This window comes from Streptomyces sp. NPDC029159 (genome assembly GCF_055564055.1).
The window spans coordinates 114,045-127,058 of sequence record NZ_JBVHWT010000012.1 but is presented as its reverse complement, the minus strand read 5'-3'; the positions used below and the strand labels follow the sequence as shown (position 1 = coordinate 127,058).

General features: G+C 74.9%; 10 protein-coding genes. 7 read left to right on the top strand and 3 right to left on the bottom strand.

What is annotated here, in order from left to right:
* The first annotated feature begins 139 nt into the window (after positions 1-139).
* The 4 genes from ACZ4U4_RS22850 to ACZ4U4_RS22835 all read left to right on the top strand — a co-directional run bounded on the left by ACZ4U4_RS22850 (position 140) and on the right by ACZ4U4_RS22835 (position 4,513).
* The gene (locus ACZ4U4_RS22850; protein ID WP_467877499.1) at positions 140-1,279 is read left to right on the top strand and encodes a VWA domain-containing protein; all 1,140 of its coding nucleotides are present in this window, start codon (positions 140-142) and stop codon (positions 1,277-1,279) included.
* A gap of 353 nt (positions 1,280-1,632) precedes the next feature.
* Positions 1,633-1,899, top strand: a complete 267-nt coding sequence (locus ACZ4U4_RS22845) for a hypothetical protein (RefSeq protein WP_467877289.1) — start codon at positions 1,633-1,635, stop codon at positions 1,897-1,899.
* 467 nt (positions 1,900-2,366) lie between these two features.
* Positions 2,367-3,278, top strand: a complete 912-nt coding sequence (locus ACZ4U4_RS22840) for a hypothetical protein (RefSeq protein WP_467877286.1) — start codon at positions 2,367-2,369, stop codon at positions 3,276-3,278.
* Positions 3,279-3,364: 86 nt separating this feature from the next.
* Positions 3,365-4,513: a hypothetical protein gene (locus ACZ4U4_RS22835; protein ID WP_467877284.1), complete on the top strand. Its 1,149-nt coding sequence runs from the start codon at positions 3,365-3,367 to the stop codon at positions 4,511-4,513.
* Positions 4,514-4,695: 182 nt separating this feature from the next.
* Here the strand turns inward: ACZ4U4_RS22835 and ACZ4U4_RS22830 are convergent, their stop codons facing one another.
* Entirely contained in the window at positions 4,696-5,595 is a 900-nt protein-coding gene (locus tag ACZ4U4_RS22830; RefSeq protein ID WP_467877281.1) for a peptidoglycan-binding protein, read from the bottom strand.
* A gap of 580 nt (positions 5,596-6,175) precedes the next feature.
* Here ACZ4U4_RS22830 and sucC point away from each other — a divergent pair.
* Positions 6,176-7,354, top strand: coding sequence for an ADP-forming succinate--CoA ligase subunit beta (sucC, locus tag ACZ4U4_RS22825; protein ID WP_467877278.1), 1,179 nt, complete (start codon positions 6,176-6,178; stop codon positions 7,352-7,354).
* 21 nt (positions 7,355-7,375) lie between these two features.
* A complete protein-coding gene (gene sucD / locus ACZ4U4_RS22820; protein ID WP_399086952.1) occupies positions 7,376-8,260 on the top strand; it encodes a succinate--CoA ligase subunit alpha in 885 nt (294 codons plus the stop codon).
* 67 nt (positions 8,261-8,327) lie between these two features.
* Here the strand turns inward: sucD and ACZ4U4_RS22815 are convergent, their stop codons facing one another.
* Positions 8,328-9,779: an RNA polymerase sigma factor gene (locus tag ACZ4U4_RS22815; RefSeq protein WP_467877274.1), complete on the bottom strand. Its 1,452-nt coding sequence runs from the start codon at positions 9,777-9,779 to the stop codon at positions 8,328-8,330.
* A 234-nt stretch (positions 9,780-10,013) separates the two neighbouring features.
* Between ACZ4U4_RS22815 and ACZ4U4_RS22810 the strand changes: the two genes are divergently transcribed.
* On the top strand, positions 10,014-11,852 hold the full coding sequence (locus tag ACZ4U4_RS22810; RefSeq protein WP_467877270.1) for a cell division protein PerM: 1,839 nt from the start codon (positions 10,014-10,016) through the stop codon (positions 11,850-11,852).
* 79 nt (positions 11,853-11,931) lie between these two features.
* Here ACZ4U4_RS22810 and ACZ4U4_RS22805 read toward each other — a convergent pair whose 3' ends face one another.
* A complete protein-coding gene (locus ACZ4U4_RS22805) occupies positions 11,932-12,963 on the bottom strand; it encodes a hypothetical protein (RefSeq protein ID WP_467877267.1) in 1,032 nt (343 codons plus the stop codon).
* Positions 12,964-13,014: the final 51 nt, after the last annotated feature.

Sequence of the window (13,014 nt, the reverse complement as noted above, 5' to 3'; positions counted from 1 at the left end):
CGGCATCGCATCCAACGGCGCCGCTTCAGGTGACACCGCACCCGACGACACCGCACCCGACGACACCGCACCCGACGGCACCACACCCGACGCCGCCGCCCCCTCCCTCCCCGCCGACGAGCGGTTGCGGCGTTGGCGGATGGTGCTCGGCGGGGGAGCGGCGGACGGAACCGGACGCGAACTGCGCGGCCGGGACCGGGCGATGGACGACGCGCTCGGCGCGCTCTACGGACGGGACGGCGCCGCACGGGACGGCGCGGGCCGGGCCGCCGGGGGCCGTCGGGCCGCCGGGCTCGGTGCGTCCGCGCCCGGTGTGGCGCGCTGGCTCGGCGACATCCGTACGTACTTCCCCTCCCCGGTCGTCCAGATCATGCAGCGCGACGCCATCGACCGCCTCGGGCTGGCCGCGCTGCTGCTGGAGCCGGAGATGCTGGAGGCGGTCGAGGCCGACGTCCACCTGGTCGGCACCCTGCTCACGCTCCACAAAGCCATGCCCGAGACGACCCGGGAGACCGCGCGGGCCGTCGTCCGCAAGGTCGTCGCGCAGCTGGAGCAGCGGCTGACGTCACGGACCCGCGCCACCCTCACCGGCGCACTGGACCGCTCGGCCCGGACCGCCCGCCCCCGCCACCACGACATCGACTGGAACCGCACCCTCCGTGCCAACCTCAAGAACTATCTGCCCGAGCACCGCACGGTCGTCCCCGAGCGGCTGATCGGTTACGGCCGTGCCGCGCGCTCGGTGCGGAAGGAGGTGGTGCTCTGCGTCGACCAGTCCGGCTCCATGGCCGCATCCGTCGTCCACGCCGCGGTCTTCGGTGCGGTGCTCGCCTCGATGCGGTCCCTCGACACCCGGCTGGTCGTCTTCGACACCTCCGTCGTCGACCTCACCGACCAGCTCGACGACCCGGTCGACGTCCTCTTCGGCACCCAGCTCGGCGGCGGCACGGACATCAACCGCGCGCTCGCCTACTGCCAGTCCCGCATCACCCGCCCCGCCGAGACCGTCGTCGTCCTCATCAGCGATCTCTACGAGGGCGGGATCCGCGACGGAATGCTCAAGCGGGTGGCCGCGATGAAGGCGTCGGGGGTGCAGTTCATCTGTCTGCTGGCGCTGTCCGACGAGGGCGCGCCCGCCTACGACCGGGAGCATGCGGCGGCGTTGGCGGCGCTGGGCGCACCGGCCTTCGCCTGCACACCTGACCGCTTCCCGGATGTCATGGCCGCCGCAATCGAAAAGCGCCCCCTATTCATACCGGACATGCCGGAGCAACGGTGACGGGTCGCACCGAGGGTCCTTGCGGCGTGGCTCCCGGGGCGGGCAAGGTCGCCGTATCGCCCACGACGTGAGCGGCACCACGGTTCCGGGCCGTGACCGCCCCCGTCCTCCTGGGAAGCACTCCCCGTTTCCGTCGCCTCCGTCACCCCTGCCCGCGTACGCACGGTGCCAGGGCGATCGGTGTGCGAACGGATACGGCGCACCCGCACCACGCACGTCCGACTTCGTCGGTGGCCGTCGCCAACGGGCCGCTGGGGAAGGCCGGTTGTGCGCCTGCATCACCCGCTCGTCGGCGATCCGGTGCGCGGGACGGGCAGGGCAACCGCCAACTTCAGAAGCGAAGGACCGTCACCATGCGTCATCCCGTTCGCCGTTCCCTGGCCCTCGCCGCCGCCGCTTTCGGCCTGGTCGCCTTCGGCGCGACCGCCGCCCACGCCGACAGCGAGTGGTACCCGACCGAGAAGGGCAACCCGGTCGTCTTCCGGTCGGCCCCCGCCGCCGGTGACAGCGGCCGGGTCGTGTGCTACCCCGACGGCCGGTGCTGTGACGCGGACGGCTGCTGGCTGGACCGCGTCGATCCGATCCCCGCCGGCGCCTCCCACCTCCAGCCGCTCGGCTGACTCCGCACGGAGCCGCTTCGGCGCCCACGGTGTTGGGAGCGGCGCCATCCGCGGTACGACGGTGACGCCGTGCCGCCCTGCCGCCGGTGCGCCTGAGCGCACCGGTGCCCCGAACCGCCGGGTGGTCCTCTGTGGGGGAGGATCACCCGGCTTCGGCGTTTCCGGAACCGGCGCTCCCGGCCCCGGAGTTCCCCCTACGTCAGGACGCCGGGCCGCACTCCGGCTCACAGGTGAGAGAACGTCATTCCCCGGCCCATGCCCTGTGCTCGACGTCAATTCACCGGTAAATCGAAAGCTGTTCGCACGTCATACCGGACATGGCGGAGGAACGTGACAGGAGCGCCGAGGGGACTTGCGGGGGCCCTGGCCCCTCGTGCAAGGATCAGTTCATCGCTTGATCACCCGTGACGGAAGCGACGCCGTGGCCCCTGCCCGGCGTCCCCGTCCTTCTGGGAAGGTCTCCTCCGTTGTCTGCTGCGTTCGTCCTGCCTGCCGCCGTGCGCCTGCCGCGCACCGTGGCCGTGCGGCGCGCGCTGCTGGCGGGGCTCTTCCTGGTGGGTTTCGTGGCCCTCGGCTTCGCCTTCGGCCCCGGCGCCCACGCGGACGACCGCACGGCGGGACTGCCGGGAAAGCTCTCCCCGGCCGCCGCCAAGTCGACCGTCGACCAGCCGTCGTCGCAGGTCCGGGCCGTGCCCGTGGACCGGGCGACGGCCTCGCCCGCCAAGGCCACGGCCAAGGCGGCGGCACCGGTCCGGGCCGCCACCCGGGCCGCGTCGCCGGAGCTGGAGTCCTCCGAAGCCGCCGTCGAGCGGCAGGGGGCCCGGGCGGGCGCGGCGACCGAACGGCAGGCACGGGCCGCGACTGGTGAACTCACTGACGCCGTACGGCCCGCCGCCGAGCGCGCCGTCCAGGCCGCCGATCCGGTGACCGGTCTCGTACGGCAGGTGGGCGGTGCGGCGGGTGCCGTGCTGCCGCAGCCGTCCGGGACGCACCCGGGGCACCCCGGGGACGGCGGTCGGCCGCAGCACGGCGGCGCGCCGCACGGCGCCCCGCAGGACCCGGCGCACCGCGTCGGACCTGCGAAGAAGGCGAACGCTTCGGATGCCGGCGAGGTGCGGGCGAAGGACGCCGAGGGGGCGCGCAGCGCCGCTCGCGCGCCGGGTGGGCCGAGCCGGGACGGTGCTTCGGCGCCGCTTCCCAGAGGGACGTTCGCGCCCGCGTCGTCGAGCATGGGCGACGGTCACGGTCCCCGTGGCGATCAGCACGCCGCAGGCGTGGCGGAGACCGCGTACGCCGGGTTGACGCCCGGCGGTGCGTACCGGGCCGAGGGCGCGCCGACGCGTCACCGTCCCCACGACATCCTCGAATTCCCGGGCTAGGGCGGACCGTTCCGCGTCTCTCCTGACCTGCCGCGCGGGGGCGGCACAGGTCTGCCCGTACACCCCTGAATTCGAAGGACCTTCACATGCGTATCGCCATCCGTCGTTCCATCGCCGTCGTCGCCACCGCCACCGGTTTGCTGGCCCTCGGTGCCGTCTCCGCCAACGCAGCCGAACTGCCCGGCACTTCGGACCTGCCCGCCGTCGGTTCGCCGGCCGACGCGGGGAAGAAGGTGTCGGACGCCGTTCCGGCCGTCCCCGCCGGGAAGGACCTCCCCGCCGGGCTGTCGAAGGCCGCGAAGAAGGCCCAGGGCACCCTGACCACGGAGCACGGCGTTCCGGCCGACCTGTCGAAGGCCGCGAAGAAGGCGCCGCGCTCCGTCCCGGCGGTGCACGGTGTCCCGGCCGGCCTGTCGAAGGCGGCGAAGAAGACCGCGGGTTCCCTCCCCGCGACCCCCGGCGCTCCGGCCACCTCCGACCTGCCCGCCGTTCCGCGCGTCCCGGCGCTGCCCGCCACCCCGGACGTTCCCGCGGTCCCGGCGCTGCCCGCCACCGACGGTCTGGGCCCGGTGCTCAACGCCCTGGGCGGTATCCACACCTCGATCGCCAAGGGCGACCAGTACGGGCGTCTCCAGGAGGACCTGACCCGCGCCCTCCCCGGCGCCGACCTGGCCGACCCGGCCCAGCTCACCAAGCTCAACGGGCTGACCAACGCCGCCGACCTCACCGTGCCGACCAACGCGGCCGACCTCACCGACCTGCCCGGTCAGGTGCCGTCCGTTCCGGCGCTGCCCGCGAAGCCGGGCCTGCCCAAGGTCCCGGGCCTGCCCAAGACCCCGGCCGTTCCCTCGATCCCGGCCGTCCCGGCCACCTCGACCGTGCCGTCCGTCCCGGCGCTCCCCGGCAAGCCCGCACTGCCTGGCAAGCCCGCGCTGCCCGGTGCCTCCGGTTCCGTCCTCGACCGTGCGGCGACCCTCGTCCTCCCGGCCGCCGAGCGGACCGTCGACGGGGTGAACCCGGGCGCCGTGCGGAACGTCGCCGTGACGCTGCTGCCCGCCGGCACCGTGCCCACCGACCTGACCGACCCGGCGGGCATCCCGGCCCTGCCGGGCGTCCCGGCCACTCCCGCCGTCCCGGGCGTCCCGGCCGGTGTGCCGTCGGTCCCCGGTGTGCCCACCGGTGACGCCGTGCCCGCGCTCCCGGGTGTGCCCGCGCTCCCGGCCCAGGGCGTCTGACGGCGGTGACACCGCGATGCCACCCCTGCGCGGGTGACATCGCGCCATGAACAGCCGGGTGGCCCTCTGTGGGGGAGGGCCACCCGGCATCGTCATGTCCGGGGCCGGGCCGACGGCGGGGCCCGGCCCCGGAGCCGCGCACGGTCCGGAGCCGGGCCCCGTCCAGGCTCGCGCCGCCGGTGCTACGAAGCGGGAACCTGTAGCCGTTCCCAGCTCACCCGCCCCGGGATGCCGTCCGCGTCGTCGCCGCTGAAGCCGAGCTTCCGCTGCCAGGCGGCGTACGAGTCGCGGTCGGCGTCGGTCCACTCCGGGCCCGGGCCCTGCTGGTAGTGGCCGCAGCCCTCGGCCACCAGGCGTTCGCCCATCGCCGTGACGACCGGGCTGCGGGTGCCGGACCGGAAGAAGTCCGCCCCGGGGAACGGCTCGTGGGACGCGGGCCGCTCGCCGCCCTCGGTCTCCCCGCCGTCCGCCGTCTCCCCGGCATCGGCCGGTGCGGCGAGCCGGGCGCGGATGCGGGTGCGCAGGGTGTCCATGGAGAAGCCGCGCGGGTCGACCTTCCCCGGCTGCCACTCCAGATGGCCGATGACGGAGCGCTCGCCCCAGCCGTGGGCGCGGCAGAGCGCCGCCGACGCCCGGACGATCGCCCGGATCTGCGCCTCGGGCCACGGGTCGTCGCCGTCGCCGAGGTTGATGCACTCGAAGCCGTAGAAGTGCGGGTTGCCGTCGGTGTCGGACGCGTTGTCGTGCGGCAGCTCGCTCTCGCGGACGACGGCGCGCAGCACATCGCCGTCGCCGAGCCCGGCGTGGTTGGCGCGGCCGTTGCCGACGAGGTGGATCTCCCCCTTCTTGTCGATCACCCCGTGGCACAGCGGGCCGGGCAGATCCGACCGGCCCTCGTAGCAGAGGGCGACGGAGTCGTCGGTGCCCTCGGTGGCGGTGTGGTGGATCATCACGCCGTTCAGTGGGCCCCAGTCGCCCTTCTCGTTGCGGTTGTGGGTGCGCCAGTCGCGTACCTCGTGGACGGTGAGACCCTCGTCGCGCAGCGCCTTGAGCAGGTCGGACGCGGTCAGCGGTGTGGCCATCGATCTCCCCCATGCAGTGGATGCGGCCGTCGCCGGGCCGCCGCACCGAGGTACGGCGGCCGGTTCCGGCGGCCGCGCGCCGGGCTCGGACACGGCCGGGCGGCGCGGGCACCCGGCCCCGAGCCGGGCACTCCCCCTTGTACCCAGGCGGGCGGCGGGTAGTGCACCGGACGGTTGTGCGCCGTCCGCACCGGGCCGCGCGCCGGGCGCCGTACGGGCCGGCCCCACGGGAAGGCGCAGGTGGCCGGAATCGGGTGCGGATTTCGTGGCGGGGGCCGTTCGGGCGGTGACGTGAGGCGTTCCACAGTGACCCGGCCGGGCGCCGGGAAACCGCCGGTCCACGGCCTCCGTACGGGTACTGCCTGGGATTCTGTGACCGTAATCACCGCTCCAGCATGAGCTGTGATTTAGGGCCGCACGGCCTGCGGCGATAACCTGCGAGACGGACATGCCGCGTATTCGGTCACCGTGTACGCCTCCCCTGTGACAGCGCCGTCACGTTGCCCTTCGCGGCACGCCCATCGCAGAGAACGACCCGCGATCACTACGGCGATTCTGAGAAGACAAGGGACGGACGCGCGTGGACCTGTTCGAGTACCAGGCGAGGGACCTCTTCGCCAAGCACGGTGTACCGGTGCTGGCCGGTGAAGTCATCGACACGCCTGAGGCAGCCCGCGAGGCGACCGAGCGTCTGGGCGGCAAGTCGGTCGTCAAGGCGCAGGTGAAGGTCGGCGGCCGCGGCAAGGCCGGTGGCGTCAAGCTGGCCGCCACCCCTGACGAGGCGGTCGAGCACGCGACCAACATCCTCGGCATGGACATCAAGGGCCACACGGTCCACAAGGTGATGATCGCGGAGACCGCTCCCGAGATCGCCGAGGAGTACTACGTCTCGTACCTCCTCGACCGGACCAACCGCACCTTCCTGGCCATGGCCTCCGTCGCCGGTGGCATGGACATCGAAGAGGTCGCGGCGACCACGCCCGAGAAGCTCGCCAAGATCCCGGTCGACGCCAACGAGGGCGTCACCAAGGAGAAGGCCCAGGAGATCGTCGCCGCGGCGCAGTTCCCGGCCGAGGTCGCCGACAAGGTCGCCGACGTGATGGTCACCCTCTGGAAGACCTTCGTCGCCGAGGACGCGCTCCTCGTCGAGGTCAACCCGCTGGCCAAGGTCGCCTCCGGTGAGGTGCTCGCCCTCGACGGCAAGGTGTCCCTGGACGCCAACGCCGAGTTCCGCCAGCCGGAGCACGAGGCCCTGGAGGACAAGGCCGCGGCGAACCCGCTGGAGGCCGCCGCCAAGGCCAAGGGCCTGAACTACGTCAAGCTCGAGGGCGAGGTCGGCATCATCGGTAACGGTGCCGGTCTGGTCATGTCGACCCTGGACGTCGTCGCCTACGCCGGTGAGAACCACGGTGGCGTCAAGCCCGCCAACTTCCTCGACATCGGTGGCGGCGCCTCCGCCGAGGTCATGGCGAACGGCCTGGAGATCATCCTCGGCGACCCGGACGTCAAGTCCGTCTTCGTCAACGTCTTCGGTGGCATCACCGCCTGTGACGAGGTCGCCAACGGCATCGTCCAGGCCCTGGAGCTGCTCAAGTCCAAGGGTGAGAACGTCAGCAAGCCGCTGGTCGTGCGCCTCGACGGCAACAACGCGGAGCTGGGTCGCAAGATCCTCAGCGACGCCAACCACCCGCTGGTGCAGCGCGTGGACACCATGGACGGCGCGGCCGACAAGGCCGCCGAGCTCGCGGCTGCGAAGTAAGGGACGAGGTCAGACACCACCATGGCTATCTTCCTCACCAAGGACAGCAAGGTCATCGTCCAGGGCATGACCGGCGCCACCGGCATGAAGCACACCAAGCTCATGCTCGGTGACGGCACCAACATCGTCGGCGGCGTGAACCCCCGCAAGGCCGGCGAGAAGGTCGACTTCGACGGCACCGAGGTGCCCGTCTTCGGCTCCGTCGCCGAGGCGATGGAGCAGACCGGCGCCGACGTCTCCGTCATCTTCGTGCCGCCGAAGTTCGCGAAGGCCGCCGTCGTCGAGGCGATCGACGCCGAGATCGGTCTCGCCGTCGTGATCACCGAGGGCATCGCGGTCCACGACTCCGCCGCCTTCTGGGCGCACGCCAAGACCAAGGGCAACAAGACCCGGATCATCGGTCCGAACTGCCCCGGTCTGATCACCCCCGGCCAGTCCAACGCCGGCATCATCCCGGGCGACATCACCAAGCCCGGCAAGATCGGTCTGGTGTCGAAGTCCGGCACGCTGACCTACCAGATGATGTACGAGCTGCGTGACATCGGCTTCACCTCGGCCGTCGGCATCGGTGGCGACCCGGTCATCGGCACCACCCACATCGACGCTCTGGAGGCTTTCGAGGCCGACCCGGAGACCGAGCTGATCGTCATGATCGGTGAGATCGGCGGCGACGCCGAGGAGCGTGCGGCCGACTTCATCAAGGCCAACGTCACCAAGCCGGTCGTCGGCTACGTCGCGGGCTTCACCGCGCCCGAGGGCAAGACCATGGGCCACGCCGGCGCCATCGTCTCCGGCTCCTCCGGCACCGCCCAGGCGAAGAAGGAGGCCCTGGAGGCCGCCGGCGTCAAGGTCGGCAAGACCCCGTCGGAGACCGCCCGCCTGGCCCGCGAGATCCTCGTCGGCTGACGGCAGTCCTTCCGGTGGCACCGGGCCCGTACCCCTTCGGGGGTGCGGGCCCGGTGTCGTTTCTCCGTCAGTGCGGCGACGGGGACGGCGGGCGGGCCGCCGGTGGCGGGACGGCCCGGGGCGCGGCACCGGGGGTGGCCGGTGGCGGTGCGGCCGCCTTGGGTGTGGTCGCCGCGGGCGAGGGCGGTGGCGCCGATCCGGGTGCGGCAGGTCCGGGCGGTGGGACCGAGCGGGTGCCCTGCTGCGCGGCGGACGGGGCGGTGCCCGGGGCCGGGCGGGGGCCGGGGTGGCGGCCGGGTGTGGGGGAGGGGCGGGCCGCCTTGTCGTCGCCGTCGTCCGCCGCGTCGGGCCCGTCGTCGCGGGCGGCCGGGGCGTCCCCGGAGTCGTCCGCCTCGGCGTCGGGCGCCGGGCTGCCGGGCGGGGCCTGGGCGGCGTCCGGCCGGTGGGTGCCCGGGGCCGAGGCGGGCCGGGCGGGGGCGGAGGCCCGGGGGTGCGCCGGGGGCGCGGGCTGTTCGTGCCATACGGCGGTGACCAGGGCGAAGACGGTGGTGGCGGCGAGCAGACCGGTCAGCCCGAGCGCACCGTAGGTCAGCCGGCGCACGCTCAGATCGCTGCCGCCGCGGACCGCTTCGGGGGCGGGCGGGGCCACCGGCGGGGTGGCGGCGAGCGCGGTGAGCCGGTCGTGCAGGACCGCGCCCTGCCGCTCCGGGGACCGGGCGGACAGCTCCAGTTCGGGCATCCGCTCCGCGACCGTCGTGCGGGCGTGGGTCAGCCGACCGGCCGCCGCCCGGATGCTCGCCTCCACCTCGGCGGCGGTCGCGCGGAGCCCGAGCCCGACGCCGTCGTGCAGCACCAGGGTCCGCCGGTACGGGGCGGGCAGCTCCAGCAGGGCGCCGAGGAGCGCCCGGTCACCGGGGTCGGCGGGCGGCGGCGCGGGGGCGGTCGGCGTGGGCCGCTCCGCCGTCCGGGTGCCGGTCCGCAGACCGTGCCACGGCGACAGCGCGTACTCGTAGGCGGCGGCCCGTACCCAGCTGACCGGGTCGCGGTCGACGGCCACCTCGGGCCAGCGCTGCCAGGCCAGCCGGAACGCCCGCTCGACCGCCTCCTGTGCGCGCCGGGGCCGCCCGGTGAGCAGGTACGCCTGCCGGATCAGGGGCTCCGCATGGCGGGTGTAGAGGGCGTCGAACGCGGCGACGGCGGCGGCGCCGGGGTCCTGCGCCGGGCCCGGACCCGGGCCGGTCCGGACGCCGGGCCGGGGCGGGGCGATGGTGATGACCGGGAACTCCATGGTGTCCGCCGGGTCGCCGGTGAGGATCGGCAGCTCGGCGGTGTCGTCGAGGGCGGAGTCGGGCTCGGGGCGGGGGCGGTCCGGGGCGGGGCGTGGGGGCCGTTCCGCCGGCTCGGCGCCGGGCGTGGGGTCCGTGGCCGCCGACGGGTCGGGGTCCCGCCGGATCGGGGGGCGCCGTGGGCGGTGTTCGGGGGCCTGTCGGTCCGGTTGCTGTCGTTCGCGGTGACTCATGCCGTCCTCTCCACGCGTCCCCGGCACTCCGGCGGTACGCGGTACGTGGTGCACAAGGGACCACCGGGCGAAGTGGCCTCGGGGGCGGTCAAGGGGTCGAGGGATCGTGAGCGTCCGGGCACTGGAGAGCCGGACATAAGACAGTGTGAAAAACCAGATAACCGGATCATGTGCGACACGTCGGTCATTTGGTCACTACGCGGATGAATCGGGTGTTATTGGCAGCATGGCGCCGTGAGCCAGCTGACCGACCGTGGCCCCGGAACGTTCCCGCGCGGCCGTCCCGCCGCGCACGGCCCTTCCGCGCGTGGCCCTTCCGCGATCGCCGTGGCCCTCTTCGGCGGCATGACGGCCGCCGGGCTCGGCCTCGGCGCGGTCACCGTCGCGGTGCTCCTGGTCTGGGTCGCCTCGCCCTACCCCGGCGGCGACCCGGCGGAGGCCCTGCACCTCGCCGCCGATCTGTGGCTCCTGGCGCACGGTGCCGACCTGGTCCGCACCGTCGCGCTCACCGGCGCACCGGCCCCGGTGGCGCTCACCCCGCTGCTCTTCGGCGCACTGCCCGTCTGGCTGCTCCACCGGTCCGCCCAGCACCTCCTCACCGCCCGGGCCGACGGCCGCTTCGACTCCGCCCCGGCCGCCTCCCGCGAGGCGTCGCCCGCGGTCCGGCTGGCGGCGCTGTTCGCCGGATATCTGCTGGTCACCGCCGGTGCCGTCGGCTACGCCTCGGCGGGCCCGCTCCGCGTCGACCCGCTCGGCGCCGCGCTGTGGATCCCCGCCTTCGTCGCCGGCACGCTCGCCCTCGGCGCCTGGTACGGGCAGGGCCGCCCCGGGTGGGACGAGGTGCTGCCGCCGGGCGTGCGCGCCCGACTGGGCGGCGCGCGGGGTACGGCCGTGCGCCGGGCGGCGACCGCCGCCACCCTCGCGCTGCTCGGCTCCGGGGCGGTGCTCACCCTCGCCGGTCTGGTCCTGCACGCCGGGGCGGCCCGGCGTGACCTCCTCGTCCTCGCCCCGGACTGGGTCGGCCGCGGCACCGTGCTGCTGCTCTGCCTCGCCCTCCTCCCCAACGCGGCCGTCTGGGGCGCCGCCTACGCCCTGGGACCCGGCTTCACCACGGGCGCGGGCGCCCTCGCGGCCCCGCTGGGCACCACGGCACCGGCCGTCCTCCCGCACTTCCCGCTCCTCGCCGCCGCCCCCGCACCCGGCCCCGGCACCCCGCTGACCTGGTCCGTCGCCGCCGGTCCGGTCCTCGCGGGGGTGCTGCTCGGCCGGTACGTGGCCCACGCCGCGGTGCGGCCGGACGCCGGGCGACCCTGGCGGCGCCGGACCACCCTGGGAATGGCCACCCTCGCGGCCGGGGCCTGCGGCGCCCTCACGGCGGCGGTGGCCGCACTGGCGGGCGGCGCCCTGGGCGCCGGGAGCCTGGCGATCTTCGGCCCGTCCTGGTGGCTCACCGGCCTCGCCGCCACCGCCTGGACCGCCCTGACCGGCCTCCCCGTCGCCCTCCTGCTCCGCGCCTGCCGCCTGTACGCCCGGCGGAAGCGGGGCCGGCTGCGGGACGGGGCGGAGCGGCACCCGTCACGCAAGGCCCGGCGCGCGGAACGGAAGGCCGCCGAGCCGGAGCCTGCGGCCGTGACGCCGGAGCGCGTGGGCGTGCCCCCGGAGCCCGTGGCCGTAACGTCGGAGCGCGTGGCTGTAACGCCGGAGCCCGAGGTGGGGAAGGTCGACCGCAGGATGGCGCGGGCGGAGCGGAAGGCCGCGAAGCCGGACCGTAAGGCGGCGCGGGCGGAGCGCAAGGCAGCGAAGGCCGACCGCAAGGGGGCCAAGGCCGCGCACGCGGGTGCCGGGCGGCAGGGCCGTGACCGGGTTCCCGCCGAGGAGTCCTACGGGCTCGACATCCTCCTCAACCAGTTCGACCCCTGGCACGAGGCGGAGAGCCGGTCGGCGCGGTGGGCGGAGCTGCGGGACCGCCCGGACGGTGAGCCGTCGGAGCGCGTGGGGGAGAGCGGTCCGCCGGCGGGCGCCGCAGTCGGGGGCCCGGCCGCCCCGGCCGCGGAGAACCGGCGAGCCCCCTGACGCGGCCGCGGAACGGCAGCACATCAGGGGGCTCGAAGCGCTCCCGGGCCACCGGGGGCGGGCGGTCACCGCCGGGCGGTCACTCCTCCTGGGAGCCCAGCAGCGGGCGGAACTGCTCGGGGAGCAGCTTTTCGCAGGACTTGGCGGAGGCGCGGGTCAGGGCGTCGTCGACGCAGGTGAAGTAGTCGCGGTAGGCGACCTTCACGAAGAACGTCGCCGCCACCATCAGCAGGGCCAAGGACGCCGCGACCACACCGCTGACCGCCGCCGTGGTCTGCGGCCGTCGACCGGAGGCAGGTGCGGCCGGGCCGGTTCCGGCGGCGGACGGTGCCGGGCGGCCCTCCATGGCCGCCGTCGTCGCCGCGGCGGACGGCTTCGCGGTGCCCGGCTTGGCGCGCAGCGAGCTGATCCCCCAGTAGAGGGCGAGCGCACCGAGCAGCAGCGCCACCTCCGGGAGGCTGAAGAGGGCGAAGAAGAACGCCCACATACCGGCGAGCAGCGCGTACCGGGCGCGCCGCTGCGCCGGGTCGGTCGGGTCCCAGCGCAGCCCGCCGGGGCGTCCTTCGGGGCCGCCCTGGCCGGTGGGGCGCCCGGGGCGGTTGCCGAAGCCGCCGCTCTGTCGCCCCGGCTGCCGGCTGCTCCACTGGCTGCCCCAGGTCGGCGGCGTGTCCTCACCCTGACCGCCCTCGGGGTGCGAGCCCTGGGAGCCGTCCTGCCCGGCCCGCCTGCGCGGCCGCCACTCCTGGTCCGGAGCGCCCTCGGGCGGCGGCGCGAAGGGGTTGCGCTCCTCCTGACCGGAGCCGGAGCCGGATTCGGAGCCCGAGCCGGATTCCTGGCCCGATCCCGTACCGGATTCCGGGCCCGATCCCGTCCCGGAGCCGTCGTCGGACCCCGAGCCGGACCCCGTCCCCGTACCGGAGCCGGACTCCCCGGGCTCTTCCGACCGCAGCGCGAGGCCGGGGCCGAAGGAGGCCGGGAGCCGCCGGGAGAAGGGGGCGGAGGGAGCAACGGCGGCGGAGGAGGGGACGCCCTCTCCCGGCAGCAGGGCCGTCCCGGGGGACGTCGCGGCCAGCGGGAGGAGGGGGGCCGCGCGGCGGCGTCGGTCCGGCATCTGGAGTGAGTCTTCCCTTTGTCTCGGCCGCCCTTCCGGCCCGGGGCCGGG

Excerpts from the sequence above, each read along its gene's own strand:
- ACZ4U4_RS22845 (WP_467877289.1), top strand. The coding sequence starts at position 1,633 with ATGCGTCATCCCGTTCGCCGTTCCCTGGCCCTCGCCGCCGCCGCTTTC.
- ACZ4U4_RS22815 (WP_467877274.1), bottom strand. The coding sequence starts at position 9,779 with ATGAGTCACCGCGAACGACAGCAACCGGACCGACAGGCCCCCGAACAC.
- ACZ4U4_RS22830 (WP_467877281.1), bottom strand. The coding sequence starts at position 5,595 with ATGGCCACACCGCTGACCGCGTCCGACCTGCTCAAGGCGCTGCGCGAC.
- ACZ4U4_RS22835 (WP_467877284.1), top strand. The coding sequence starts at position 3,365 with ATGCGTATCGCCATCCGTCGTTCCATCGCCGTCGTCGCCACCGCCACC.
- sucD (WP_399086952.1), top strand. The coding sequence starts at position 7,376 with ATGGCTATCTTCCTCACCAAGGACAGCAAGGTCATCGTCCAGGGCATG.
- ACZ4U4_RS22805 (WP_467877267.1), bottom strand. The coding sequence starts at position 12,963 with ATGCCGGACCGACGCCGCCGCGCGGCCCCCCTCCTCCCGCTGGCCGCG.
- ACZ4U4_RS22850 (WP_467877499.1), top strand. The coding sequence starts at position 140 with ATGGTGCTCGGCGGGGGAGCGGCGGACGGAACCGGACGCGAACTGCGC.